This window comes from Actinacidiphila bryophytorum, assembly GCF_016916835.1.
Lineage (GTDB): Bacteria > Actinomycetota > Actinomycetes > Streptomycetales > Streptomycetaceae > Actinacidiphila > Actinacidiphila bryophytorum.
The window spans coordinates 14,756-41,359 of record NZ_JAFFIX010000001.1 but is presented as its reverse complement, the minus strand read 5'-3'; the positions used below and the strand labels follow the sequence as shown (position 1 = coordinate 41,359).

The following is a 26,604-nucleotide window of genomic DNA, read 5'->3' as shown; positions in this document are numbered from 1 at the left end:
AACTGCGCGCCCAGCCCCCACCGGCCGGTGGTCCGGCACGGACCGAAGAGCCCCTTCGGGACAGTGACGACCCGCGCGTGGGTGGGGGCTGAGCGCGCAGTTCCCCGCGCCCCTAAAAACGCTCGCCCTCGGGGGCAATGGCGCCCTGGGGACGGAGGCGGGTGGCTATGAGGGCCGCCGCCGAGGCGAGTGCGGCGGCCGGGAGGAAGACGCCGGCGAAGGCAACAGGGTGGTGGGTCACGGCCGCGTGGGCGGAAGAGGCGAGGGAGCCGCCCCCGAGCGCGGCGAAGGCCGTTCCCGCCGCGCCGACGAAGACGACCTGGCCGAGCGCGTCGGACACCTGCAGCGCCGCGGAGTTCGTACCGGTGTCCTGCGGGCGTGACACGCCCATCATGAGCACCGTCAGCGTCGCGATGACCATGCCCATGCCCATGCCGGCCAGGCACCATCCGGCGGCCACGACCCACACGGGCACCGCGTGCACCAGGACCAGCGGCACCAGCGCGATGGCCGTGGCGGTCAGCCCCATCCCCACCGGCACCAGTCGCTCGCGCACCGGCGCGAACCGCGGCCTGGCCTGCAGGTACGAGCCCAGCGCCCAGGTGAGCCCGCCGCCGGCCAGCGACAGGCCGGCCATCGTCGCGGACAGCCCGCGCTGGGTGACCAGCATCAGCGGGATGAAGGTCTCGGCGGCGGCGAAGGTCCCGGACGCGAGCCCGCGCATCAGTACCACGGCGGGCAGCCCGCGGGCCGCCCGGAAGGTGCCTGCGGGCAGCAGCCGGCGCGCGGCCGGCACGAGCAGCGCGGCCCCGGCCGCTGCCGGGACCGCGGACAGCGGCCGCAGGTCCTGGCCCGCGTACTGCAGCAGCGCCGCTCCCCCGGCGAGCGCGACGGCCAGCCACAGCCGCCGCCCGTCCATGCCGGGCCGCGGCCCGGCGGCCTCGCGCCCGGGCCCGGCCACCGTGCGGCGCACCGCGGGCAGCATGACCGCGAGCGGCAGCACCACCAGCACGGGGATCGCCAGGAAGACCCAGCGCCACCCGAGTTGCTCGGTCACCGTGCCCGACACCAGCGGCCCGACGATCGACGGCACGACCCAGGACGCGGCGAAGGAGGCCATCACCGAGGGCCGCAGCCGCTCGGGGTAGGCCAGGCCCACCACCACGTACAGTGCGACGATCACCAGCCCGCCGCCGAAGCCCTGCACGGCGCGACCCAGGACGAACACCCCCATCGCGCCGGCCGTTCCGCTCACCACGAGCCCGGCCGCGAAGGCGGCGATCCCGGCGGTCAGCGGCGCCAGCGGCCCGCTGCGGTCGCACCACTGGCCGCTGACGACCATGGCAAGCAGCGAGGTGGTGAAGTAGCCGGAGAAGCCGAAGGCGTACAGCCCCAGGCCGTGCAGTTCGCGGGCCGCGATGGGCATCGCGGTGCTCACGGCGGTGGCCTCGAACGCCACCAGCAGCACCACCGACACGATCCCGAGGGTCAGCGCGCGGTACTCGCGGTCCAGGATGCCGCCCGTCCCCTCCTCGGGCAGCAGGCGCTTCGCGGTCTCCTCATCAGCTACGGTCACCGGCCCAGCGTAAGGGGCAACACGGCATTTCACCCCTGCCGCGAGACCGTACCCCGGTCGGCCTTCCGTCCTACGACCTCCGCCGTTTGTGAACGGCGTATGGCAGTCATGTGGCACGCCTGCCCGCACCGTTGACGGCGCCGCCCCGCACCCGCCATCGTCGAACCACGACGCACACGGCCGTGTGCCCGAGTGGTTCAGGGACTCGTCTGCAAAGCGAGACACACCGGTTCGAATCCGGTCACGGCCTCCAGGATTGGCCCACATATCCGGCCGCCGAGTGGCACAGCCGCGGCGGCTCCCGAGCCCGTACCGTCGGGCACATGACGCAGGAGACGGAACACACACCGGTCGGTACGGGCGCGGACGTGCTGCGGGCGCTGCACCACGGGCGGAAGCCGGGCGACCCGCTCGTGCTGCCCGGGCCGTGGGACGCGGCCAGCGCGCGGGTCTTCGCGGACGCGGGCTTTCCCGCGCTGGCCACGCCCAGCGCGGGGGTCTCCGCGTCGCTCGGCTACGACGACGGCGAGGGCACACCGCCCGACGAGATGTTCGCGGCGATCCGCCGCATCACGCGGGCCGTCGACGTGCCCGTCACCGCGGACGTCGAGGCAGGTTACGCCCTGCCCGCCGCGGAGCTGGTCGAACGCCTCCTGGAGGCCGGGGCCGCCGGGTGCAACCTGGAGGACTCCGACCCGGCCACCGGCGCGCTCGTCGAACCCGCGCGGCAGGCCGACCGCCTCGCGGCGGTGCGCGCCGCGGCCGGCTCCGCGCTCGTGGTGAACGCGCGCGTCGACACGTATCTGCGGGGCGGGCGGACGCCCGCAGAAGCCGTCGACCGGGGCCGGCTCTACGCTGCCGCGGGGGCGGACTGCGTGTATCCGATCCTTGCGCCGGCGACGCATCTGGGGATCCTCGCCGATGCGGTGGGCGTTCCTTTGAACGCCCTGTGCAAACCGGGCACCCTCTCGCCGCGCGAGCTCGGCGTCCTCGGCGCCACCCGCATCACCTTCGGCGGCGCCCTCCACACCGAGGCCCTGGCCTCGGTACGCTCCCTGGCCGCCGGCCTCGCCCTCTGACCGCCCCGCAGCACCCTTACGCAGGACGGCGCCCCGGCAGGGGCGCGGGGAACTGCGCGACCAGCCCACCACCGGCCGGTGGTCCGTCTCCGACAGAATCAGCCCCTTTCGGACGGAGACGACCCGCGCGTGGGTGGGGGCTGAGCGCGCAGTTCCCCGCGCCCCTGATGTGGTGGCGGTCCGTCGCCATGTGACCGCGCGCCCGCGAGGGGGTGCCCTCTGCCGCCAGAGGGTGAGCGTTTTTCAGGGGCGCGGGAAACTGCGCGACCAGCCCACCACCGGCCGGTGGTCCGGCACGGACCGAACAGCCCCCTTCGGACGGAGACGACCCGCGCCCCGGTGTGGGCTTGGCTCCGCCGAAGAGGCAGCCCGCGCGGCGGCAGCCGCAGGTCAGGTGCCCACCTGCGGAAGGGGAGCCCCCCGCCGAGCCACCGGCGGGTCAGGTCTGGGGTTTGACGATGGCCGCCTGGGGGCGGATGGGGAGGCGGGAGACGGGGCGGCCGGTGGCCGCGCGGACCGCGGAGGCCACCGCGGCGGGGGCGGTCACGACGGGCACGGCGCTGACCGCCTTGGCCCCGAACGGGGCGACGACATCGCGTTCCTCGACGAGTTTGACGATGCGCACGTCGGGCGCGTCGAGTGCCGTCGGGAGGGCGTAACCGGTGAGGCTGGGGCGTTTGACGACGCCGCGGGGGGCGCGCAGGTCCTCCATGAGGGCCAGGCCGACGCCCTGGGTGACGCCGGCCTCGATGCGGGCGGCGAGCTGCCGGGGGTTGAGGACGCGGCCGACGTCCTGGGCGACGGCCAGCTCCACGACGCGCACCGCGCCGAGTTCGATGTCGACGTCGACGACCGCGCGGATCGCGCAGAAGGTCAGGCCGACGAAGGCGTCGCCCTGCCCGGTGTCGTCGAGCCGGTCGGTGGGATGGGGACGGCACTGCGCCGTCGCCCACAGCTCCTTGCCGTCCAGCGTCTCGGCGACGGTGGTCGACAGCACGCCGTCGTAGGACGTGATCTTCCCGTCGGCGATGGTCAGCAGCTCCACCGACATGCCGAACTTGGCCGCGAGCGGCTGCAGCAGCTGGGTGCGCACCATCTTGGCGGCCCGCTCGACGGCACCGCCGGAGACCCAGGTGTGCCGGCCGCGGGCGGCTGGCCCCGCGGGCGGCTGGTCGGTGTCGGAGGGCAGCACGCGGACGTCCTCGACGCCCAGCACCTCCTGCACGATCTGCCGGGCCAGCGTGGTGAAGCCCTGGCCGGTCTCGACGGCGGCGCAGATGACGGTGGCGCGGCCGTCGTGGACGCGGACGGTCGCGGTGGACACCTCGTCGGTGCCCTCGGCGCCGAGCACGTGGACCATGCCGAGCGCGTAGCCGACGCCGCGGCGCACCGCGCCGGGTTCGCCGGCGCCCGAGGTGCCGCCGGGCAGCAGCCACTGGGACTCGTCGTCGCCGTCGGGCAGCGGCGGCAGGTCGGCGTCGCGGACCGCCTTGAGCAGTTCACCGACGGGCGCGGGGCAGGTGACGGTCTGCCCGGTGGGCAGCAGGTCGCCGGTGGCCAGCACGTTGCGCATGCGGATCTCGGCCGGTTCCAGGCCGAGTTTGGCGGCGAGCTTGTCCATCTGGCCCTCGTAGGCCGTGCAGACCTGGAGGGCGCCTTCGCCGCGTACGTGCCCGGACGGCGGGTTGTTGGTGCGTACGGCCCAGCCCTCGACGAAGACGTGCGGGACGACGTAGGGGCCGGCCGCGAAGGCCACGGCGGCGGCGAGCGCGTCGGACGAGGCGTCGGCGTAGGCGCCCGCGTCGAGCAGGATCTGCGCCTCGACCTTGACCAGCCGCCCCTCGGCGTCGGCGTGGTGGCGGTAGCGCAGCAGCGTGGGGTGCCGGTGGGCGTGGCCGAGGAAGGACTCCTCGCGGGTCGCGACGAACTTCACCGGGCAGCCGGTGCGCAGCGCCAGCAGGCCGAGCGGCAGCTGGATGCCGGAGTCCTCGCGGTCGCCGAGGGCGCCGGGCACACCGGTGACGACGACCTTGACGTGGTCGGCCTCCAGGCCGAAGCAGGCGGCGGCGATGTCGCGGTCGGCGTGCGGGTCGGTGGAGGCGACGTACAGCTCCACGCCGCCGTCGGGGCGCGGCACCGCGAGGCCCGCCTCGGCGCCGATCGGGGCCGGGTCCTGGCGGCCGACCCGGTAGAGGCCCTCGACGATGACCTCGCCGACGGCGTCGGGGTCGCCGAAGCGCAGCGGGATGTGCCGGATCAGGTTGCCGTCGGGGTGCAGCGGCTCGGCCGCGAAGGCCTTCTCCGGGTCGGTGACGGGTTCGAGCACCTCGTACTCGACCAGGATGGCGGCGGCCGCCAGCCGTGCGGTGTCCGGGTGGTCGGCGGCGACGGCGGCGATCGGCTCGCCGTGGTGGCGCACCATGTCCTTGGCGAAGACCGGGCGGTCGGCGACCCGCCGCCCGTGCATGGCGTCGCCCGGCACGTCCTCGTGCGTGACGACGGCCCGCACGCCGGGCATCGCGGCGGCCTCCGCCGTGTCGATCCGCACGATCCGCGCGTGCGGGTACGGCGAGCGCAGCACCGCGGCCCACAGCAGGCCCTCGGCCCACAGGTCGGCCGCGTACGGATAGGTGCCCTGCGTCTTCGCCGGCGCGTCGGCGGACGGCAGGGAGCTGCCGATGCCGTGCGGGGTGCCCCCGCCGGCCAGGCTCTCTGCGACGGCCCCAGGCCCGTCGATGACGCTCATCGCGCGCCTCCCCCTGTCAGGTGCGGGCGGGACGGGCGCGCGGCTCGTGGGGTCATACGGCGGCCTCCGGGGGGCCGGACTGGGTGGGGATGCGGGGCGCGGGCTGCGGTTCCTCCGCGTCGCGGTCGGCGACGACCTTGCGGACCGCCTCGGTCACGCCGCGGTAGCCGGAGCAGCGGCACAGGTTGCCCGACAGGGCCTGCCGCGTCTCCAGGTCGGTGGGGCGGTGGTTGCCTTCCAGCAGGTCGTGGACGGTCATCGCCATGCCGGGGATGCAGAAGCCGCACTGGACGGCGCCGCATTCCACCAGCGCCTGCTGCACGTCGGAGAGCCGGCCGTCGGCGGACAGGCCCTCGACGGTGCGGACCTCGCTGCCCGCGGCGGTGGCGGCGGGCACCAGGCAGGACGCGACGAGCCGCCCGTCCACCTGCACCGAGCAGGCACCGCACTCGCCCTGTTCGCAGCCGTCCTTGGCGCCTGCCAGGCCAAGCCGTTCGCGCAGCACGTACAGCAGCGACTCGCCGAGCCAGGCGTCGGTGACCGGCCGGTCGGTGCCGTTGACCCGCAACTGGTAGGAGGCCAGCGGGTGTTCGCTGCGGGTCTCCTCGACGGGTTCGGCTTCGGGCTCGGGTTCTGCCTCCGGCTCCAGCTCGGCCTCGTCCTCGAGTGCGGCGGGCTGCTCCTCGTCCTCGGCCGCCGGGGGGGCCTCTTCCGCGCCCGCGTCCGGCACCTCGTCCACGACCGCGGACCACGCCGCCTCGGCCGCCGCCTGGTCGACCGGCTGCCAGGGCAGCGCCTCGCCGCCGGAGAACGCGGCCCACTGCCCCTCCTCCGGCTCCGCGGCGGGCTGCTCCGCCTCCGGTGCGGGCGCCTGGGCGGCTGCGGCCTGCGCCGCCGCGCCCTGCCCGAACATCCCGGCGGGGAAGGACTGGGTGGGCGCGGCGGGCGAGGGCGCCCGGTCCCACGAGGAGGTGAAGGCGCCGACCGAGTACTCGCCCGAATCCCCCTCGGCCTCGTCCCTTATCACCGGGATCGTCCACTGCGTGGCCGGGTCGGAGTCGCCGACCGGGCCGTGCGCGATCAGCGGGTCCTCGCCGGGGAGCGGCTCCGGCGGGAGCTGGGCGGCGAAGGAGACGTGCATGGTCTGGTCGGGGTCGTAGTCCCCGCCGCCCGGGACGGGCTGCCACGCCCCGGAGTTGCCGGGCGGCCGGCCCGGCTGCTGCGGCTGGTCGGTCATGCCAGTGCCCTCCCGAGCGCTCGGCGGGACAGTGCGGCCACCGTACGGCGCAGCTGGACGGCGGCCGGGGGCAGTTCCACCCCCGGCTGGTCGGGGATGCACGCGGCGGCCACGTACTCCCCGAAGGCGGTGCACGCCTCGGGTGCCAGGGTGCGCTCGCCGTCCCAGTCGATCAGCCCCGCCACCCACTGCTCGGCCTCCAGCGGCCGCAGCGGCACCTGGGCGACCGCGCCGACCGCGCACCGCACCTGGCGTCTTGCCGGGTCCACCACGAGCGCGACGGAGGCGACCGCGCGGCCGGGCCCGGTGCGCCCCGTGGCCTTGAGGAAGGTCTGCGGGGCGTGCAGCAGCGGGATGCGGACGAAGGCCAGCAGTTCGCCGGGCCGCAGCGGGTCCATGCCGGTCAGCAGGTGGCTGACCGGGATCTCCCGGTCAGCCTCGGGCCCCGCGAGGATGACGCTCGCCTCCAGCGCGGCCAGCACCGGCAGGGCGTCACCGGTGGGCGCGGCGGAGACGATGTTGCCGCCCAGGGTGCCCGCGTTGCGGATCTGCGGGGGTCCCGCCGAGCGCGCGGCGGCGGCCAGTGCGGGGATGAGCGCGGCGAAGTCGGGGCGCCCCATGCGCGCATGGGTCAGGCCCGCGCCCAGCAGCGCGGCCCCGTCGGCGTACTGCCAGCCGCGGATCTCGGCGATCCGCCCGAGGCCGACGAGTGCGGCGGGGCGCAGCAGCCCGGCGTTCACCGACACCATCAGGTCGGTGCCGCCCGCGACGGGCACGGCGGAGGGCATGGCGGCGAGCGCCGCCACCGCCTCGTCGAGCGAGGTCGGCAACGTGACATTCTCCGCGGTCTGCTGTGCATACGTGCTCACGCAGCTGCCCCTTCCCGGCCTTCCTCCGTCACGCGGTAGCCGTACCGTACGTGCTGAGCGCCCGGACGTGGCAACTCTGGCACATCTTCCCCCGGGGTCGGCGCGAGGGTCCACGAAGTACCGATCCGTCCGCCACGCGTGCGATCGTACGTCTCCCGGGGAAAACGGCACAGTGCCTGAATTGCCATCCTTCGTGTGTGTTACGGCGGTTACGGGTCCACGGTGCCAGGTCCGCCGCGGCCTGGTGCGGAAGTTGCGGAATTGGTCACACGATCGGGGGCGGACCCTCCAGCGGCCGCCCCGGGACGCCCGGGCGGCGCTGCCAGGGCCGCGGCCCGCCCGGCGGGCGGTACTCCACGCCCAGGGCGTCCAGCCGGGCGTAGTGCGTGCCCATCCGCGCCTCGAAGTCCGGCCAGTCCCGCTCGGCGGGCGGCGGCAGCTGCGACCAGGCGACCTCGGCGAGCGCGGCCAGCCGCGGGTAGACCGCGTAGTCCACCGCCCGCGGTGAGTCCAGGACCTCCGTCCACACGTTGGCCTGGGTGCCGATGACGTGTTCCGCTTCCGCCGCGGTCAGCTCCGCCGGCACGGGCTCGAAGCGGTAGACGTCCTCCAGGGTGCGCACATGGGAGATCGGCACCGGCTCGTCGGGTCCGTCGGCCTGCCGCCAGTCCAGGTACACCTGGCTCTGCGGGCACATCACCACGTCGTGCCCCGCCCTGGCCGCGGCGACCCCGCCCGCGTAGCCCCGCCAGGACGACACCGCGGCGCCCTGCGCGAGACCGCCCTCCAGGATCTCGTCCCAGCCGATCAGCCGCCGCCCGCGGTCCGCCAGCCAGCGGTCGAAGTGCCGGATCAGCGCGCTCTGCAGCCCGTCCTCGTCCCCCGCCCCCAGCTCGGCGATCCGCGCCTGCGCCGCCGGCGAGGCCCGCCACTGCTCCTTGGGGCACTCGTCGCCGCCGATGTGGAAGAAGGTGCCGGGGAAGACGTCGAGCAGCTCGGTCAGGACGTTCTCGTAGAACCGCACCGTCGCCTCGGTCGGCGCCAGCACGTTGGGGTTGACGCCCCAGTGGTCCAGCACCGGCAGGGCCGCGGTGTCCACGACGTCGGCGTTGCCCAGTTCCGGATACGCGGCGATCGCCGCCTGCGAGTGGCCCGGGATGTCGATCTCCGGCACCACCGTGATGAACCGGGCCGCCGCGTACGCCACGATCTCCCGCAGGTCGTCCTGCGAGTAGCAGCCGCCGTGCGGGCGCTCGTCCCACAGCGGGGACTCGCGCAGGCCCACCTTCGTACGGTGCCGCCACCCGCCGACCTCCGTCAGCCGCGGGTAGCGGGCGATCTCCGGCCGCCAGCCCTGGTCGTCGGTCAGGTGCAGGTGCAGCACGTTCAGCTTGTGCGCGGCCATCAGGTCCAGGTGGCGCAGCACACCGTCCTTGGGCATGAAATGGCGTGCGACGTCCAGCATGAAGCCGCGCCAGTGGAAACGGGGCCGGTCCTCGATGTCGCAGACCGGCAGGGTCCAGGGGGCCGCCCCTGGGAGCGGGGCCTTGCGGAAGGCCCCCGGGCCGAGGAGCTGGCGCATCGTCTGTGCGGCCCAGAAGACGCCGGCGGCGTCACCGCCGGTGAGCCGCACGCCGCCGGGCGTGACGGTCAGGCGGTACGCCTCCCGGCCGAGCGCTTCGTCCACCGCCAGGTGGACGGCGGGGCCGTCCGGTTCGCCGTCGAACTCCACACCTGTCGCCGGCGCGAGCACCGTACGCATCCAGCGGGCGGCTCCCTCGGCGCCCGCGCCCACCACCAGCCGGGGCCCGGCCCCCAACTCGGCCCGGCCTCCCGCCACCTGCCCCCGCCGCACCCTCGGGATGAGATCCATCCCCCCATCTTCCCCCGGTGCGCGAAGGCCCCCGCAGCTGCCCCTTGCGGTGCGCGGTCACCTTTCCCCCGGCGGGGGGTGCGCAGGTGATTGCCACCTGCGGTGAGCTTGCACCTCCCGGTGCGTCATGGCTGGGCGCGCAGTTCCCCGCGCCCCTGAAAAACGCTCCCCCTCCCAGCGAGACGGCACCCCCTGAAAACGCCAGCTCTGCGGCAAGGGGTCGCCCACCAGGGGCGCGGGGAACTGCGCGCCCAGCCCCCACCCGGGGAAAGCCGACCGCCCACCGCAAGGGGCAGGACCTCAGGAGGCGCTGGGGGTGCCCCCAGGCGAAGCTCTGGGGGCGGAACTGCGCGCCCAGCCACGACGCACCGGAAGGTGCACGCCCACCGCAAGGGGCAGGGTCGGGACGGGCGCGCCCGGGGGGCGGTCAGAGCGCTCGGGCTCGGAGCGAGCGGGCTCTCGACGAGAAGGCGGCCGCCGCCAGTGCGGAAAGGACGAGCCATGCCAGGTGGGCGATGGCGAGGTCGCGCCAGGTGGAGCGGGCGGCGGAGCCGGCCACCGCGGCAGCAAGCGTGCCCCCGAGCAGCAGCGCGGGCAGGATGATCTGGAGCCGCCCGTACCAGGAGAAGAGGAAGGCGCGGCGGGCGAATTCCGGCCCGTACCACCAGTGGACGCCGGCCACGGCGAGGGCGACTCCTGCGGCCCCGGCCGCGGTGACCGGCACCGCGGCCCACAGCGGCCACAGCTCGCGCCGCCAGGCCCGGTCGGCGATGAGCCCTGTGGTGAGCAGGGGTGCGACGGGGATGGCGGCCCCGACGTGCGCGGCGCGCACATGCCACAGCCGGTCGTCGGCTGCCAGCTCGGTGCGCACGGTCGCCCGGATTCCGCGCAGCCGCGCCCGCGCACTGGTGCCGGTGCGCCTGGCGTGGACGCGTACGACGACGGCGAGCAGCGCGGCGGTGGCGAGCAGGACGACGCCGGCGGCGATGAACTGCCAGTCGTCGCCGGTTTCGATGCGGTAGAGCTGGATGCCCCAGAGCACGGCGACGGCGAGCCCGCCGGTGAGCACCCCGGCCCGGGGGGCCTGGAGCTGCCCGGGGTCGGCGCCGAGCAGCAGGGAGCGCTCGACGGCGGCGCGGTGCTCGGGCCGCAGCCGGCGCGGTATGCGGCCGAGGACGGACCGGCCGGCGCTGAGGGAGCGGGCGAGTGCGACCTGCGCCTCGGCTTCCCTGGGTGCGAGGTCGACGGCCCGCCGTGCGGCGGCGACGGCGTCGGGGACGCGGCCGAGCCGCCGGTAGACGTCGGAGAGCAGGACGGCCGGCTCCCAGCCGTCCGGATCGGCCCCGGTGGCCCGCAGCGCGACGATCAGCGCGTCGTGGGCCTCGTCGAGTGAGAGAAGGACCACACCGGCGAGCACGAAGACGTCCGCGGCCTCGGCTGGCCCTGCCAGGGCCAGCGCCCAGTCGACCGCTTCGCGGGCCTCGGGTCCGCGTTTCTCCTGGGCGAGGACCCAGGCGCGCAGGAGGTAGCCCGCGCTGCCGTTGCGCTCGACGAAGGCGTCGCCGACCACGGCGTGCGCCTCCGCGAAGCGGCCCTGTGCGACCAGCGCGTGGACGCGCTCGCCGCTGGTCGAGTCGTCGTCGGGCGCGTCCGGCGTACCGAACACGCCTCCGTCACCCTCGTCGCCTTCCACGGGCCTCCCCTGTCCGCCGGAAGGGCGTCAGGCGTTGCCGCCGCTGCCCTTGCCGGACTTGTCCTTGTCTCCGCCGCCGCCGAGCGGCATGCCCTCGTAGATCTCCTTGCACATCGGGCAGACCGGATACTTCTTCGGATCGCGGCCGGGGACCCAGACCTTGCCGCACAGGGCGACGACGGGCGTGCCTTCCAGCGCGCTCGCCATGATCTTGTCCTTCTGGACATAGTGCGCGTAGCGCTCGTGGTCGCCGTCACCGTGGGAGAGCTGCGGAGTCGGCTCGACCAGGGTGCCGGTGCCCGCCCCGCGCTCGGGCTCAAGAGTGCTCATAAGAGTCAAGACTAGTTGAGAGACGGATCGTCGGGATACGTGGCCACCATGGCCAGCTCGTTGCGCTGCCTGCGCAGCACCGAGCGCCACAGTCTTTCCGGGTCCGGTGCGGACACGTCGCCGGGCTCGGACTCGACCACGTACCAGGCGCCGTCGACCAGCTCCCGCTCCAGCTGGCCAGGACCCCAGCCGGAGTACCCGGCGAAGATCCGCAGGGAGCCCAGTTCCGCGGCGAGCAGTTCCGGCGGGGCCTCCAGGTCGACCAGGCCGATCGCCCCGTGCACGCGGCGCCAGCCCAGCAGCTCGACGCCTTCCGCGGGCCGCGGCTCGCCGGGGACGACGGCCAGGCCCAGTGCGGAGTCCAGCGAGACCGGGCCGCCCTGGAAGACGACCTGGGGCAGCACGGCGAGTGCGGCCCAGTGCTGCAGGACGTCGCCGACGCCGACCGGGGTGGGCCGGTTCAGGACGACGCCGAGCGACCCCTCCGCGTCGTGGTCGAGGAGGAGCACCACTGCCCGGTCGAAATTGGGGTCGGCCAGTTTCGGGGTGGCGACGAGCAGTCGTCCGGTGAGCGAGGACACCTCGGTCATGGTCCACATGATCCCGCATGCCGGGCCGCCGCGGGGGGTCGTGCGCGGGACCCGTGCCCGGGGCGCGGCGTACGCGGTGGTGCGTGCCCCGCGGCGGGGGTCGCGGGGCGCATTACCATTTCCTCTGTTCTCCCTGGCACTACCCGTTCCGACGATCGCGAGATCCATGACCGACATCGCCGATGTACTGCTTGTCCATGGCGGAACCCCCCTCGAAGGCGAGATCCGGGTCAGAGGCGCGAAGAACCTCGTGCCCAAGGCCATGGTCGCCGCCCTGCTCGGCAGTGAACCCAGCCGGCTGCGCAATGTGCCCGACATCCGCGACGTCAGAGTGGTGCGCGGGCTGCTCCAGTTGCACGGTGTGACGGTCAACACCGGTGAGGAGCCGGGCGAGCTGGTGCTCGATCCGACCCGGGTGGAGAGTGCGAACGTCGCGGACATCGACGCGCACGCGGGTTCCTCGCGTATCCCGATCCTCTTCTGCGGCCCGCTGCTGCACCGGCTGGGCCATGCGTTCATCCCGGGCCTGGGCGGCTGCGACATCGGCGGCCGGCCGATCGACTTCCACTTCGACGTGCTGCGCCGCTTCGGCGCGACGATCGAGAAGCGCGCCGACGGCCAGTACCTGGAGGCGCCGCAGCGGCTGCGCGGCTGCAAGATCCGGCTGCCGTACCCGTCGGTGGGCTCCACCGAGCAGGTGCTGCTGACCGCGGTCCTGGCCGAGGGCGTCACGGAGCTGTCGAACGCGGCGGTCGAACCGGAGATCGAGGACCTGATCTGCGTCCTGCAGAAAATGGGCGCGATCATTTCCATGGACACCGACCGTACGATCCGGATCACCGGTGTCGACAAGCTGGGCGGGTACACGCACCGCGCGATTCCCGACCGCCTGGAGGCCGCGTCGTGGGCGAGTGCGGCACTGGCGACCGAGGGGAACATCTACGTCCGCGGCGCCCAGCAGCGCTCGATGATGACGTTCCTGAACACCTTCCGGCGGGTCGGCGGCGCCTTCGCGATCGACGACGAGGGCATCAGGTTCTGGCACCCGGGCGGCCCGCTGAACGCCATCGCACTGGAGACCGACGTGCACCCCGGCTTCCAGACCGACTGGCAGCAGCCGCTGGTGGTGGCCCTCACCCAGGCGTCCGGGCTGTCCATCGTGCACGAGACCGTCTACGAGTCCCGGCTCGGCTTCACCTCCGCGCTGGGCCAGATGGGCGCGCACATCCAGCTCTACCGCGAGTGCCTGGGCGGCAGCGCGTGCCGTTTCGGGCAGCGCAACTTCCTGCACTCCGCGGTGGTGTCGGGGCCGACCAAGCTGCAGGGCGCCGACCTGGTGATCCCCGACCTGCGCGGCGGCTTCTCGTACCTGATCGCGGCACTGGCCGCGCAGGGCACCTCGCGGGTGCACGGCATCGACCTGATCAACCGCGGCTACGAGAACTTCCTCGCCAAGCTGGAGAGCCTGGGCGCGCACACCGAACTGCCCGGTGTGCCCGCGCAGCACGCGAAGACCCCGGCGGTCGCCTGACGCCGCCACCAGCGACGCCGCAACGCAAGGGCGGCCTCCCCCGCACCGGGGAGGCCGCCCTTGTGCGCTCGGGGACTTACTTGCCCTTGGCGGATTCCTTGAGCTTGGAACCCGCGGAGACCTTCACGCTGTACCCGGCCGGGATGTTGATCGGCTCACCCGTCTGCGGGTTGCGGGCGGTGCGGGCGGCACGGTGAGTGCGCTCGAAGGTCAGGAAGCCGGGGATCGTGACCTTCTCGTCGCCCTTGGCCACGATCTCACCGACGGTCTCAGCGAACGCGGCCAGAACGGCGTCGGCGTCCTTACGGGTCACCTCTGCACGGTCGGCCAGGGCGGCCACCAGCTCACTGCGGTTCATATCTGTACTCCCGTGTTCTTTCTGCCATGGGGGCGCGAGCTCGAAGCTGTTGCTGTGTGCCTCACTGCCCAGGTGTGCATCCTGCCCCCATATATGGGCGGAAAGCCAATCGCCCGCCCGCGCGAGTCGCGGAAAAACCGTTGCGGCACGGCGGGGATGACGGATTGTCGTCCGCTGCTCGACGCTCGGAATACGAATCCGGCTCTTTCCCGTCCTACAACCCTTGGCCCGCCGTGGCGGACGCGGCGGCGGACACCGCGGGGCCCTGCGCCCTGGCCGCGTCGCGCACGGCGTCGGCGACCGCACCGGCCACCTTGTCGTTGAAGACGCTGGGGATGATGTAGTTGGCGTTCAGCTCGCCGTCCCCGACGACCGCGGCCAGCGCGCGGGCCGCCGCCAGCATCATCTCGGTGTTGACCGTGCGCGACTGGGCGTCCAGCAGGCCGCGGAAGACCCCGGGGAAGACCAGCACGTTGTTGATCTGGTTGGGGAAGTCGCTGCGCCCGGTGGCGACCACGGCCGCCGTCTGCCGGGCGACCGCGGGGTCGACCTCCGGGTCGGGGTTGGCCAGCGCGAACACGATCGCACCGTCCGCCATCGCCGCGACGTCCGAGCCGTCCAGCACGTTGGGCGCCGACACCCCGATGAAGACGTCGGCGCCGGCCACCGCCTGCTTCAACGTCCCCGTGACGCCTTCGGGGTTGGTGTTGTCGGCGATCCACCGCAGGGCCGAGCCCGCGGGCGCGCCGACCAGGTCCTCGCGGCCCGCGTGCACCACGCCGTGGATGTCGGCGACCACCGCGTGCTTGACCCCGGCCGCGATCAGCAGCTTCAGGATCGCCGTACCGGCCGCGCCCGCACCGGACATGACGACCCGCAGGTCGCCGATCTGCTTGCCGACCACCCGCAGCGCGTTCGTCAGCGCCGCCAGCACCACGATCGCGGTGCCGTGCTGGTCGTCGTGGAAGACCGGGATGTCCAGCGCCTCCCGCAGCCTGGCCTCGATCTCGAAGCAGCGCGGCGCCGAGATGTCCTCCAGGTTGATCCCGGCGAAGCCGGGGGCGATCGCCTTGACGATCGCCACGATCTCGTCGCTGTCCTGGGTGTCCAGGCACAGCGGCCATGCGTCGATCCCGGCGAACCGCTTGAACAGCGCCGCCTTGCCCTCCATGACCGGCAGGGCGGCCTTCGGCCCGATGTTGCCGAGGCCCAGCACCGCGGAGCCGTCGGTGACCACGGCGACGCTGTTGCGCTTGATCGTCAGCCGCCGGGCGTCCTCCGGGTTCTCCGCGATGGCCATGCACACCCGCGCCACACCCGGGGTGTAGACCATCGACAGGTCGTCGCGGTTGCGGATCGGGTGCTTGGACTGCATCTCGATCTTGCCGCCGAGGTGCATCAGGAACGTACGGTCGGAGACCTTGCCGATCGCCACACCCTCGATGCCGCGCAGCTTGCCGACGATCTCGTTGGCGTGCTCGGTGGAGCTGGCGGCGACCGTGACGTCGATCCGCAGCCGCTCGTGCCCCGACGCGGTGACGTCCAGACCCGTGACCGACCCGCCGGACGACTCCACCGCGGTGGTCAGCGCACTGACCGCGGTCCCCCCTGCGGGGACCTCCAGCCGCACCGTGATCGAGTAAGAGACGCTTGGCGCCGTTGCCATGACGACCTTCTTCCGGTTCCTGCCTGAGGGTGTTCGTACCCGTGGAAGACTACTTCCACGATGTGAAGACACCGCAACACCCCGGTTTTGCCCGGCACGGGAAGAGCTTCCGCCGACCGTTTGTTAGCCTGGGTACGGCACCGGCCCGATCCAAGCCCCCGGGCCCAACCTTAGGCGCTTCGAGCGCCCACTTGCCGCGAGGCGAGCATGGCGGGTCGGTGTCACCAACCTCATCAATCCTGCGTTGTACGCAGCCCCCACCGGCGCCTGCCGCGCCTCACGACCCCCACCCCCGCGCCCCCGCGCGCCCCGGGCCTCCTTCCCCCGGCGGGGGGGTGCGCCTTCCGGGGTGCCACCTGCTGTGGCGGTGCGTCTGCCGGTCCGCGGTGGCTGGTCGCGCAGTTCCCCGCGCCCCTTCAGGTCCTGCCCCTTGCCGTGCGTTGCCTTCTTCCCGCCCGCTCAGGCTGAGCGCGCAGTTCCGCCCCCAGAGCTTCGCCTGGGGGTACCCCCAGCGCCTCCTGGGGGGGTGCCCCCTTCCGCAGAGAGGGTGAGCGTTTTTAAGGGGCGCGGGGAACTGCGCGACCGGCCGCAGGTGGACGGCAGGGGTCAGGCCAGGGGGGTGAGGAGGTCGGGGATGCCGTGGGGGTCGGGGGCGTCGCGGTCGCCTGCGAGGACGGTGAGCCGCTGGGTCGCCCGCGTGAGGGCGACGTACAGCACGCGAAGGCCCGCGGGGGACTCCTCCGCGATCTCGGCCGGCGCCACAACCACCGTGGCATCGTATTCGAGCCCCTTGGCCTCAAGGCTGCCCAGCGCGACGACCCGCTCGCCGAGCCCTTCGAGCCAGCCGCGGGCCTGCGCCCGCCGGTTCATGGCCACGACGACCCCGACGGTCCCGTCGACCTCGGCGAGCAGCCGCTCGGCCGAGGCCCGTACGTCCGCGCCCAGATCGTCGCCTGCGACCTCGTAGCGCGGCAGGATGCCGGTGGAGCGGACCGCCCGCGGCGACTGCGTACCGGGCATCGCGAGCGCCAGGACCGTCGAGGCGACCTCGGCGATCTCCGCCGGGTTGCGGTAGTTGACGGTGAGGGTGAAGCGCCGCCTGGGCCTGCTGCCGAGTGCCTCGTCGCGGGCGCGGGCCGCCTCCTCCACGTCGGACCAGGAACTCTGCGCGGGGTCGCCGACGATCGTCCAGGTGGCCGTACGGCCGCGGCGGCCGACCATCCGCCACTGCATGGGCGTGAGGTCCTGCGCCTCGTCCACGATGACGTGGGCGTACTCGGTGCGCTCCTCGTCCAGCCGCTCCGAGCGGGCGCGCCGCCCCGGCATGCGGTCGGCGTAGGTGGTGACCTCGTCGAGCCCGGTCAGCTCGTCCAGCGGGTCGGCCTCGCGCCGCTTGGGCTTGGGCACGGGGCCGAGCACCGTGTCCAGCTCGTCCAGCAGCGCCACGTCGTGCGCGGTCGCACCGTCCCTGCGCAGGGACCGCGCCACCCGCCGCACCTCGGGCGGCGTGAGGACCCGGCGCGCCCAGCGGGCCAGCCGCTTCTCGTCGGCGAGCGCCGCCAGCACCCGGCGGGGTTCGAGCACCGGCCACCAGGCGTCGAGGAAGTCGGTGAAGTCCTGCTCGGTGGAGATGTCCTCGTCGAAGCCCTGCCGCTCCTCGGCGGCCAGTTCCGCGTCGTCGAAGCGCCGCCCGGTCTTGCGCCACAGCGCGTCGAGCAGCAGCCGGCGGGCTCGCGGGCGCAGCAGGTTGAGCGGGGCGGTGCCGCCGAGCGCGCTGTGCCGCAGGTCGGCCAGTTCGCCCGCGGACAGTTCGATGCGCCGCCCGAAGGCCACCACCCGCAGGGTGGCGGGGGCGCCGCCCGCCAGGTCGAGGCAGCCGCGTGCGGCGTTGCGCAGCACCTTCTGCATGCGCAGGGAGCCCTTGACGCGGGCGGTGGCCGGCTCGTCGTAGAGGTCCGCGGTCACGCCGTCCACGAGGGAGCCGACCGCACGGATCGCGACCTGCCCCTCCTCGCCGAGCGAGGGCAGGACGCCCTCGGTGTACGCCACCAGCAGCGGCGTCGGGCTGACGCAGAGGATGCCGCCGGAGTAGCGCCGCCGGTCCTGGTAGAGCAGGTACGCCGCCCGGTGCAGGGCCACCGCGGTCTTGCCGGTGCCCGGGCCGCCGGTGACCTCGGTGACGGACGCGGCGGGCGCCCTGATCACCATGTCCTGCTCGGCCTGGATGCTGGACACGATGTCCCGCATGGTGTGCGTCCTGGCCTGGCCGAGCGCGGCCATCAGGGCGCCGTCGCCGACAACGGGCAGCCCTGTGGTCAGCTCCGGGCGCAGCAGGTCGTCCTCGACGCCCAGCACCCGGCGCCCCTTGGACCTGATCACCCGGCGCCGCACGACCCGGCCGGGTGCCACCGGCGTCGAACGGTAGAAGGGCGCGGCGGCCGGCGCCCGCCAGTCGATGACCAGCGGGGCGTAGTCGGTGTCGAGCACGCCGATCCTGCCGATGTGCAGGGTCTCGGCGATGTCCGCGGTGGCGTCGTCGCGGATGGCGTCGTCGGCCGGGTCCACGGAGGTGAAGGCGCCGTCCACGCCCTTCTTGCCGTCCTTGCCGCGCAGCAGGTCGATCCTGCCGAAGAGGAAGTCCTCGAACTCGCTGTTCAGCCGGTTCAGGTGCACCCCGGCCCGGTAGACCTGCGCGTCCCGCTCGGCGAGCGCGCCGGGCGTGCCCGCCTGGCCCTTCTTGGCGGCGTCGCTCATCAGGAACTCCGCCTCGTGGATCTTCTCCTCGAGACGGCGGTAGACCCGGTCGAGATGCTGCTGCTCGACGGCGATCTCACGCTCCCGGACCCCGCCGCCGCCCTGCCGGTCCTGAACTGCGGTCTGCGCGGCCACGCAGGACCCCCTTCTGTGTACGTCGTGCGCCGCCCCGCGGGTTACCGTTCCGCGCGAGGGGCAGCCTGCAACCGTACGCGACCTGCGCGCTTCTGCCCACCCGGCACCCCGGGTCAGGCGTTGCGCAACGCCGGTGCGGTACGCCTGCGGTGCCGGGCGACACGCTCGCGGTTGCCGCACACCTCACTGCTGCACCAGCGGCGGCGCCGGCCCCGGGAGGTGTCCAGGTACACCAGGGCGCAGTTCTCGCCCTCGCAGCGGCGCAGCTGGGAGCGGGCCACCGGGTCGGTGAACAGGTCCACCGCGTCCCTCGCCACCGCCGCGAGCAGGGCTGCCGCATCCGGCGGCGCCGCGAGTGCCCTGGTCAGGGTGCCGTCCTCGGCCAGCACCGCCCGCGGGGCGGGCGGGGCGACCCGCGCCAGGTCGTTGAGCCGGGCCACCGCGTCCTGCGGCGGCGGTGCGCCGGTGAGCTGGGCGCCCACCAGCGCCTCCAGGAGCGTACGGAGGTCGGTGAGGCCCTGCGTCCAGCCGGCGTCGGCGTCCACGGGGGTCCCCGGCGGGACCAGCCCGGTGCCGTACGCCCACTCGACCACCCGCTCGGCCCGGTCCAGCCGCTCCCCCACCGGCCGGGCCACCCGGGTCGCCACGAGGTCCAGGCACACCCGCCCCCCGTCGAACCTCAACTCCCCCATCGCCCCCTCCCTCCGTACGGACGGCTCGCCCTTAGAGTGCCGGTTTCCTCCCGTCGGGGGCTAGAGCCTTACACCCCCGGCTCCCCCGGGCTCCCTCCACCCTCCCCCTTGCGGTACGCGCTCGACCTCAGCGCCGTCGTAGCTGGCCGCGCCGTTCCCCGCGCCCCCGAGGTCCTGCCCCTTGCGGTGCGTTGCCTTTTTCCCGCCCGCTCGGGCTGGGCGCGCAGTCCCCCGCGCCCCTGGGGTGGTGATCGCCCGTCCCCACACAACGGTCCACGGTGGTTGCGCGCGCCGTTCCCCGCGCCCCTGATGGTTGCCCTCTGCCTGCAGGGTGGGCGTTTTTCAGGTGGGTGCCCTCTGCCTGCAGGGTGGGCGTTTTTCAGGTGGGTGCCCTCTGCCTGCGAGGGTGAGCGTTTTTCAGGGGCGCGGGGAACTGCGCGCCCCGCCCCAGCGGGGGGAAAGAAGGCAACGCCACAGCAAGTGGCAGTCACCCAGGGGCTCGGGGAACTGCGAGAACAGCCCACCACCGGGGGAAGGTCCCGGGCCGGGGGCGGGGGCACCCCGGGGGTTAGAGGGCGGCGCCCGGGGCGTATTTGTCGGCGTGGGGGTCGAGGGCGAGGCGGTAGCCTCGCTTGACGACGGTCTGGATGAGCTTGGGCGCCCCGAGGGCTGAGCGGAGACGGGCCATGGCCGTCTCCACGGCGTGCTCGTCGCGCCCGGCCCCGGGCAGGACCCGGAGGAGGTCGGCCCGGGAGACGACCCACCCGGGCCGGCGCGCGAGAGCGCGCAGCAGCGCCATACCGGCCGGCGGCACCGGCCGCAGGAGGCCGTCGACGACCGCCGCCTGCCCGCGGATCTCGACCTCGTGCCCGGCGACAGGCAGCGGCCGTACCCGCCCGGGCAGCTCCCGGGCGATGACCTGCACGAGCGGCCCGAGCCGAAAGCGTTCGGGCTGGAATGTGGGGATGTCGTGCGCCTGGAGGGGCAGCGCGGTGACCGGCCCGACGCAGGCGACGAGCACGTCGCGCCGGAAGGCGTCGAGGACGGCGTCGAGCTGCCCGCGCTGCCCGGCGCGGTCGAGCAGCGACGCGGCGGCCGGCGCACTGGTGAAGCTGACCGCGTCGATCGATCGCGCGACGACCGCGTCGAGGAGCCGGTCGACGGGGGCGATGTCCTCGGGGGGCAGCCACCGGTAGACGGGGACGGCGACGACGCGCGCGCCGGCGACCCGCAGCGACTCGATGAAGCCGGGCAGCGGCTCCCCGTGCAGCTGGACGGCGACGCGCCGCCCGTCGACGCCTTCTTCCAGGAGCCGTTCGAGCACTTCCGCCATGGATTCCGACGCGGGCGACCAGGCTTCGGTGAGCCCGGCGGCGCGGACGGCGCCGCGCACCTTGGGGCCGCGGGCGAGCAGTTCCGCTTCGCCGAGCCGCCGCAGCAGCGCTTCGCCGAGGCCCCACCCGTCGGCCGCCTCGATCCAGCCGCGGAAGCCGATCGCGGTGGTGGCGACGACGATGTCGGGTGCGTCGTCGAGGAGTTGCTTGGTGGTGGCGAGCAACTCCGCGTCGTCGATGAGCGGCACGATCCGCAGGACGGGTGCGCGCAGTACGGTGGCGCCGCGCCGTTCCAGCAGTGCGCCCAGTTCGTCGGCGCGGCGGGCCGCCGTCACGCCGACGGTGAAGCCCGCCAGCGGTGCCACAGGTTCTGGTCCGCCGTTCCCGCTCGCCTGTTGCGCCTGCATCGCTCCGCCCACCTTGCTGCTGAGGTTCCACGTTCCGTCCCGCCACCCCGCCGGGTTCCGGCATCGTCCCAAGGCGGGGTGACGGGTTCGGTTCGCCGGGATTTCCCGGGTGTTACGTACGTATCAGGCGCTCACACCTCCGCGTATGCGGCCGCACCGGTGGGGGCGCTGTGCTCCTCCCCTGCGCGGGTGCGGGCGGGGCGCCGCAGGTATACGGCCCAGGTGACCGCGAAACAGACCGCGTAGTAGGCGAGGAAGGACACGAAGGCGGGGGTGCCGGAGTGGCTGTTCAGGAAGCTCTCGCGGAAGGCCAGGTTGATGCCGACGCCGCCGAGTGCCCCGACCGCCCCGATCAGGCCCATGGACGCGCCCGACAGGCGCCGCCCGTGTGCTGCCGCGGCCTCCCCGGTCAGGCCCTTGGCCAGGGCTTTCTGGTGGAAGATGCCGGGGATCATCTTGAAGGCCGAGCCGTTGCCGAGCCCGCTGAGCGCGAACAGCGCGATGAAGCCGGGCAGGAACAGCCCGAGCGACTTCTGCTCGGAGGCGGCCACGACCACCCCGGTGGCGGCGGCCATGGCCAGGAAGTTCCACAGGGTGATGCGCCCGCCGCCGAAGCGGTCGGCGAGCCGGCCGCCGAGCGGCCGTACCAGCGAGCCGAGCAGCGGCCCGATGAAGGTGAGGTAGGCCGCGTGCAGCGGGGTGCGGCCGAACTGGTTCTGCAGCACCAGCCCGAAGGCGAAGCTGTAGCCGATGAAGGAGCCGAAGGTGCCGATGTAGAGCACCGACATGATCCAGGTGTGCGGGTCCTTGGCGGCGTCGATCGCGGCCCCGGTGTCGTTCTTCACCGCGGTGAGGTTGTCCATGTAGAGCGCGGCGAGTGCGGCGGCGACCACGATGAGCGGGATGTAGACGGCGAGGACGACCCGCGGGTGTGTGGCGCCGGCGGTGGCGATGACCAGCAGGCCGACGAGCTGGATCGCGGCCACGCCGACGTTGCCGCCGCCGGCGTTGAGGCCGAGCGCCCAGCCCTTCTCGCGCAGCGGGTAGAAGGAGTTGATGTTGGTCATGGAGGAGGCGAAGTTGCCGCCGCCGACGCCGGTGAGGGCCGCGACCAGCATGAGCGTGGTGTAGGAGACCCCGGGCTTCATGACGAAGGACGCGGTCACCGTCGGGACCAGCAGCAGCAGCGCGCTGAAGATCGTCCAGTTGCGGCCGCCGAACCTGGCCACCGCGAAGGTGTACGGCACCCGCAGCACCCCGCCGACCAGCGTCGGCATGGCGACCAGGAAGAACTTCCCCGCCGGGTCGACGTGGTACTCCGGCCCCATGAACAGCACCATGACCGACCACAGGCTCCAGATGGAGAAGCCGATGTGCTCGGACAGCACGGAGTAGACCAGGTTGCGCAGCGCGACCCGCCGGCCGCCGCCCTCGTTCCAGAACCGCTCGTCCTCGGGATCCCAACTCTCGATCCACCGCCCCGCCCACCGACTCATGGCGCCTCCCTGTGTGCTCTGCCGGGTGTCGCCCCGACCCTAGGAACACCGGGTTACCGCTCCGTGCCACCAGGTCACGCGGGCGCAACCGTGCTCTCATTCCCCCGACCCGCCCGGTGTGAGCCCCCGGAAACGCCGAACGGCGCCTCCCGGCTGGGAGGCGCCGTCCGGCGCATGGGATGAGTGGAGATGGCGGGAATCGAACCCGCGTCCTGTGGTGCGGAACCAGGGCTTCTCCGAGCGCAGTCCGCTGTGCTTTTCTCGGCCCCGGCAGTCACGCGGACAAGCCGCCGACGGGCCCAGTCACTGTTTGGTTTCCTCCCAGGACCCGTGACCGGTCCTGGAAGTTTAGATCCCTTGATGATGCCAGGATCCGGGTCGGGATCACCCCCGGGCTGACACTTCGCAAGTCGCTACTTAGGCAGCGAGGGCGAAGGAATCGCGCTTGGTGTTGGCGATTATTGGTTGCGACATATGGTTAACGAGATCATTGCCGCTTCCTCGGCTCGCTTCCCCTGCTTCGACATCCCCAGTCGAAACCGATCATCCCCATGTGTTTTTTTCAATGTGCACACCGGACTCACCATGGTCCGATGCCGCTGGCCCCATCGTACGTGATCAGCGCGCGGCGCGGCCAGCGTATTCCCCCCTGGGGCGTACTCCCCGGGGTCCCGGGGGTGCCCCGGGCCTGTCAGGCGCGCTGGCGGCGGCGGGCCGCGGAGATCGCGCGGTCGGACTCGCGGCGGTCCTGCTTCTCCCGCAGGGTCTGCCGCTTGTCGTACTCCTTCTTGCCCTTGGCGAGCGCGATCTCGACCTTCACCCGGCCGTCCTTGAAGTACAGGGCGAGCGGCACGATGGTGTGGCCGGTCTCCTGGGTCTTGTGGACCAGCTTGTCGATCTCGGCCCGGTGCAGCAGCATCTTGCGCTTCCTGCGCGCCGAGTGGTTGGTCCAGGTGCCCTGGACGTACTCCGGGATGTGCACGTTGTGCAGCCACGCCTCGCCGCCGTCGAGCTGGCCGAAGCCGTCGACGAGCGACGCGCGGCCCAGGCGCAGCGACTTGACCTCGGTGCCGGTGAGCACCAGGCCCGCCTCGTACGTGTCGAGGATGAGGTAATCGTGTCGCGCCTTCTTGTTCTGCGCGATGATCTTGCGACCGGTCTCTTTTGCCATAGCCCCGTCATTGTCCCACTAGGAGGGGGTGCCGAGGCCAGCGAATACCTCGCGCGCCTCGGCCGCCGCGTCCTGGCCGCCGGACACCTGGACGTCGGGTTCGATGCCGTGGCCGTCGACCCCGCGGCCGTCGGGCAGGCTGTAGTGGCCGACGGTCAGTTCCGCGACCGAGCCGTCGGGGAGGGTGCTGGGCATCTGCACCGAGCCCTTGCCGAAGGTGCGCGAGCCGACGACGACCGCCCGGCCGCGGTCCTGGAGCGCGCCCGCGAGCATCTCCGCGGCGCTCATGGTGCCGCCGTCGACCAGGACCACCAGCGGCTTGGCGGTGTCGCCGCCGGCTGCCGCGTAGAGCGCCTGCTGTTTGCCGTGGACGTCGTAGGTGGCCACCAGTCCCCCGTCCAGCACGGTGGAGGCCACGGCGACGGCCTCCTCGACCAGGCCGCCGGAGTTGCCGCGCAGGTCGAGCAGCACACCGTGCTCAGCGGCGGCGACCGCGGCCCGCACCTGTTCGCCGGTGCCGAGCGTGAAGGCGTCGATGGCGATGTCGGTCGGGCCGTCCGGGCCGTCGGGGTGGCTCACCGTGACCGCCTCGGTGGCGAGCGTGGCCCGCTGCATGGTGACCGTCCAGTCGCGGTCGGCGCGCTGCACGGCGAGCGTGACCGTGCTGCCGGGTACGTTGTCGCCGCGCAGGTCCGCCACGACTTCGGTGACGGCAAGGCCCGTGCACCGCACCGAGTCGATGGAGTCCAGCACGTCGCCGACCCGGATGCCGGCCCGCTGGGCGGGGCTGCCGGACTGGACGCGGGCGATCTGGATGCGCCCGCCGTCGATCCGCCGCACCCACAGGCCGGTGCCGACGTAGCGCCCGTCCAGGGCTTCCTGGAGGCCCGCGTACTCCTGGGCGGTGTAGAAGGAGGACCAGCGGTCGCCGCTGCGGCTGACGAACCGCTGCACGGCCTGCGGGCCGACCTTGCCCGCCGCGATCTCCTGGGCGATGCGTTCGCTGTCGGCCTTCTGCGCGGCCGTGCCCTTCGGGTGCGCGGCGCCGCTCTTGCCGTCGCCGCCCGCGTCCTGTGCCGTACCGGCCGGGTCCGCGGACTGCCGCTGCGCGTCGGCGGCGGGGGCCGCGGCGACACGGGGCCTGGCGCGCTGCTGCGGTTCCGTCAGGCTGCCTGCGGCGGCACCGGTCGCGAGCATCGTGCCGAACACCAACGTCAGGGTGGCCCCGCGGCGGATGCGGCGGGGCGTCCCGAACAGCAACGGGCCGGACATGGCGGGAAGTCTAGGCGAGAATCCGGCGTCGTACGGAAAGATACGACGACCGCCGGCGGGTCCCGTGGACACCCCCGGCGGTCGTCTGCCGGCAACCCGGCCTTCGCGCCTGCGCCGTACGCCGGCGGCCCGCGTCAGACCCTCAAGTACCGCCGCAGCGCGATGAATGCGGCCGTGGCAGGCATCAGGAAGCCGATCAGCAGCACCAGCGGCAGCACCTGGACGACCGAGTCCCAGCCGAGGAAGGACACCAGCGGGATCTTGTCCTGGAGTTTGAGGCCGGCGTCGATCATGAAGTACCGCCCGCCGAGCAGCATCACGCAGGCGACCGCGGCGCCGACCAGGCCGGCGAAGGCCGCCTCCATGATGAACGGCATCTGGATGTAGAAGCTGGACGCGCCGACCAGCCGCATGATGCCGGTCTCCCGGCGGCGGCTGAAGGCCGACACCCGCACGGTGTTGATGATCAGCAGCATCGCGACGGTCAGCATGAAGGCCAGCACCACGTACGCGGCCTTGGTCATGCCGCCCAGCAGCGAGAACAGGTTCTTCAGCACCGCCCGCTGGTCCTCGACCGACTGCACACCGGGGCGGCCCTGGAAGGCGCTGGCGATGACGGTGAACTTCGTCGGGTCCTTGAGCTTGACCCGGTAGTTCTCCTGCATCTGGTCCGGGGTGATGGAGGCCGCCATGGGCGAGTTCTTGAACTGCTGCTCGTAGTTCTTGTACGCGCCCTCCGCCGTCTCGAAGTAGACCTTCTCGACGATCGGCAGCTTCTTCAGGTCCGCCAGGATCGCCTTCTTCTGGTCGTCGGTCACCGCACCCTTGGCGCAACTCGGCGTCGACGTCGCGTCGCTCTTGTTGCACATGTAGACGGTGACCTGGACCTTGTCGTACCAGTAGCCCTTCATCGAGTCGACCTGCTTGTTGGCCAGCAGGGCGCCGCCGGCGAGGGCGAGCGAGAGCGCCACGGAGATGATCACCGCGAAGGTCATCGTGAGGTTGCGGCGCAGGCCGACGCCGATCTCCGACAGGAAGAACTGGAGGCGCATGGGGGTCGGGTTTCCTTTCGGAAGGGGACGGGTGTCGTGTCGGCAGGCCGCTAGTGCTGGTAGCCGTAGACACCGCGCGACTGGTCGCGAACCAGCCGCCCCTTCTCCAGTTCGATGACGCGCTTGCGCATCTGGTCGACGATGTTCTGGTCGTGGGTGGCCATCACCACGGTGGTGCCGGTCCTGTTGATGCGGTCCAGCAGCCGCATGATGCCCACCGACGTCTGCGGGTCGAGGTTTCCGGTCGGCTCGTCCGCGATCAGCAGCATGGGCCGGTTCACGAACGCCCGCGCGATGGCCACGCGCTGCTGCTCACCACCGGACAACTCGCCCGGCATGCGGTCCTCCTTGCCGGCCAGGCCGACCAGGTCCAGCACCTCGGGAACGGTCTTGCGGATGGTGCCGCGGGGCTTGCCGATCACTTCGAGGGCGAAGGCGACGTTCTGGGCGACCGTCTTGTTCGGCAGCAGCCGGAAGTCCTGGAAGACCGTGCCGAGCTGGCGCCGCATGTGCGGGACCTTCCAGTTCGACAGCCGGTTCAGGTCCTTGCCCAGCACGTGTACGAGGCCGGTGTCGGTGCGCTCCTCGCGCAGGATCAGCCGCAGGAAGGTCGACTTGCCCGAGCCCGAGGAGCCCACCAGGAAGACGAACTCACCCTTCTCGATCTCCAGCGACACGTCCCGCAGCGCGGGGCGGTTCTGCTTGGGGTAGGTCTTGGTGACGTTGTCGAATCGGATCACGTT

The 26,604-nt window shown here is 73.0% G+C and carries 20 protein-coding genes, 1 tRNA gene and 1 other RNA gene; 3 read left to right on the top strand and 19 right to left on the bottom strand.

Features of this window, described 5'->3' with window-relative positions:
- Nucleotides 1–112: 112 nt before the first annotated feature.
- Nucleotides 113–1,576, bottom strand: a complete 1,464-nt coding sequence (locus tag JT723_RS00145; protein WP_251512695.1) for an MFS transporter — start codon at nucleotides 1,574–1,576, stop codon at nucleotides 113–115.
- A gap of 178 nt (nucleotides 1,577–1,754) precedes the next feature.
- Here JT723_RS00145 and JT723_RS00140 point away from each other — a divergent pair.
- Together JT723_RS00140 and JT723_RS00135 are read left to right on the top strand one after the other, a co-directional pair.
- Nucleotides 1,755–1,829 (top strand) — tRNA-Cys (locus tag JT723_RS00140).
- Between the two features lie 70 nt (nucleotides 1,830–1,899).
- Nucleotides 1,900–2,655, top strand: coding sequence for an isocitrate lyase/PEP mutase family protein (locus JT723_RS00135; RefSeq protein WP_205042164.1), 756 nt, complete (start codon nucleotides 1,900–1,902; stop codon nucleotides 2,653–2,655).
- Nucleotides 2,656–3,094: 439 nt separating this feature from the next.
- Here the strand turns inward: JT723_RS00135 and JT723_RS00130 are convergent, their stop codons facing one another.
- The 7 genes from JT723_RS00130 to JT723_RS00100 all read right to left on the bottom strand — a co-directional run bounded on the left by JT723_RS00130 (nucleotide 3,095) and on the right by JT723_RS00100 (nucleotide 11,993).
- The gene (locus tag JT723_RS00130; RefSeq protein WP_205042162.1) at nucleotides 3,095–5,401 is read right to left on the bottom strand and encodes a xanthine dehydrogenase family protein molybdopterin-binding subunit; all 2,307 of its coding nucleotides are present in this window, start codon (nucleotides 5,399–5,401) and stop codon (nucleotides 3,095–3,097) included.
- A 52-nt stretch (nucleotides 5,402–5,453) separates the two neighbouring features.
- Entirely contained in the window at nucleotides 5,454–6,638 is a 1,185-nt protein-coding gene (locus tag JT723_RS36365) for a (2Fe-2S)-binding protein (RefSeq protein WP_372441181.1), read from the bottom strand.
- On the bottom strand, nucleotides 6,635–7,507 hold the full coding sequence (locus tag JT723_RS00120; RefSeq protein WP_205042158.1) for an FAD binding domain-containing protein: 873 nt from the start codon (nucleotides 7,505–7,507) through the stop codon (nucleotides 6,635–6,637). Before JT723_RS00120 ends, JT723_RS36365 begins: the two co-directional genes overlap by 4 nt.
- Nucleotides 7,508–7,772: 265 nt before the next feature.
- Nucleotides 7,773–9,380: a beta-N-acetylhexosaminidase gene (locus JT723_RS00115; protein ID WP_205042157.1), complete on the bottom strand. Its 1,608-nt coding sequence runs from the start codon at nucleotides 9,378–9,380 to the stop codon at nucleotides 7,773–7,775.
- Nucleotides 9,381–9,807: 427 nt separating this feature from the next.
- Nucleotides 9,808–11,046: a hypothetical protein gene (locus JT723_RS00110; protein WP_205042156.1), complete on the bottom strand. Its 1,239-nt coding sequence runs from the start codon at nucleotides 11,044–11,046 to the stop codon at nucleotides 9,808–9,810.
- Between the two features lie 54 nt (nucleotides 11,047–11,100).
- Nucleotides 11,101–11,403, bottom strand: coding sequence for a DUF3039 domain-containing protein (locus JT723_RS00105; protein ID WP_033176250.1), 303 nt, complete (start codon nucleotides 11,401–11,403; stop codon nucleotides 11,101–11,103).
- Nucleotides 11,404–11,414: 11 nt separating this feature from the next.
- On the bottom strand, nucleotides 11,415–11,993 hold the full coding sequence (locus tag JT723_RS00100) for a YqgE/AlgH family protein (protein WP_205042155.1): 579 nt from the start codon (nucleotides 11,991–11,993) through the stop codon (nucleotides 11,415–11,417).
- Nucleotides 11,994–12,159: 166 nt separating this feature from the next.
- Here JT723_RS00100 and murA point away from each other — a divergent pair, with 166 nt between their 5' ends.
- On the top strand, nucleotides 12,160–13,524 hold the full coding sequence (gene murA, locus JT723_RS00095) for a UDP-N-acetylglucosamine 1-carboxyvinyltransferase (protein ID WP_205042153.1): 1,365 nt from the start codon (nucleotides 12,160–12,162) through the stop codon (nucleotides 13,522–13,524).
- 76 nt (nucleotides 13,525–13,600) lie between these two features.
- Here the strand turns inward: murA and JT723_RS00090 are convergent, their stop codons facing one another.
- The 11 genes from JT723_RS00090 to ftsE form a co-directional block, all read right to left on the bottom strand.
- On the bottom strand, nucleotides 13,601–13,882 hold the full coding sequence (locus JT723_RS00090) for an HU family DNA-binding protein (protein WP_033176253.1): 282 nt from the start codon (nucleotides 13,880–13,882) through the stop codon (nucleotides 13,601–13,603).
- Between the two features lie 214 nt (nucleotides 13,883–14,096).
- Nucleotides 14,097–15,548 (bottom strand): NAD-dependent malic enzyme, encoded by a 1,452-nt coding sequence (locus JT723_RS00085; RefSeq protein ID WP_205042147.1) that lies wholly within the window; start codon nucleotides 15,546–15,548, stop codon nucleotides 14,097–14,099.
- Between the two features lie 606 nt (nucleotides 15,549–16,154).
- Nucleotides 16,155–18,437, bottom strand: a complete 2,283-nt coding sequence (locus JT723_RS00080; RefSeq protein ID WP_205042145.1) for a HelD family protein — start codon at nucleotides 18,435–18,437, stop codon at nucleotides 16,155–16,157.
- Between the two features lie 113 nt (nucleotides 18,438–18,550).
- Nucleotides 18,551–19,129 carry a CGNR zinc finger domain-containing protein gene (locus tag JT723_RS00075; RefSeq protein WP_205042143.1) on the bottom strand — a complete coding sequence of 193 codons (579 nt, stop codon included), beginning with the start codon at nucleotides 19,127–19,129 and terminating at the stop codon, nucleotides 18,551–18,553.
- A gap of 568 nt (nucleotides 19,130–19,697) precedes the next feature.
- Nucleotides 19,698–20,870 carry a uroporphyrinogen-III synthase gene (locus JT723_RS00070; protein WP_205042141.1) on the bottom strand — a complete coding sequence of 391 codons (1,173 nt, stop codon included), beginning with the start codon at nucleotides 20,868–20,870 and terminating at the stop codon, nucleotides 19,698–19,700.
- A gap of 131 nt (nucleotides 20,871–21,001) precedes the next feature.
- The gene (locus JT723_RS00065) at nucleotides 21,002–22,366 is read right to left on the bottom strand and encodes a nitrate/nitrite transporter (RefSeq protein WP_205042139.1); all 1,365 of its coding nucleotides are present in this window, start codon (nucleotides 22,364–22,366) and stop codon (nucleotides 21,002–21,004) included.
- A gap of 181 nt (nucleotides 22,367–22,547) precedes the next feature.
- Nucleotides 22,548–22,917: a transfer-messenger RNA gene (gene ssrA / locus JT723_RS00060) on the bottom strand.
- A gap of 140 nt (nucleotides 22,918–23,057) precedes the next feature.
- The gene (smpB, locus tag JT723_RS00055) at nucleotides 23,058–23,537 is read right to left on the bottom strand and encodes an SsrA-binding protein SmpB (protein ID WP_205042136.1); all 480 of its coding nucleotides are present in this window, start codon (nucleotides 23,535–23,537) and stop codon (nucleotides 23,058–23,060) included.
- An 18-nt stretch (nucleotides 23,538–23,555) separates the two neighbouring features.
- Nucleotides 23,556–24,809, bottom strand: a complete 1,254-nt coding sequence (locus JT723_RS00050; protein WP_205042133.1) for a S41 family peptidase — start codon at nucleotides 24,807–24,809, stop codon at nucleotides 23,556–23,558.
- Between the two features lie 134 nt (nucleotides 24,810–24,943).
- Nucleotides 24,944–25,861, bottom strand: coding sequence for a permease-like cell division protein FtsX (gene ftsX, locus JT723_RS00045; RefSeq protein ID WP_205042130.1), 918 nt, complete (start codon nucleotides 25,859–25,861; stop codon nucleotides 24,944–24,946).
- A 50-nt stretch (nucleotides 25,862–25,911) separates the two neighbouring features.
- A complete protein-coding gene (ftsE, locus tag JT723_RS00040) occupies nucleotides 25,912–26,601 on the bottom strand; it encodes a cell division ATP-binding protein FtsE (RefSeq protein ID WP_205042128.1) in 690 nt (229 codons plus the stop codon).
- Nucleotides 26,602–26,604 lie beyond the last annotated feature (3 nt).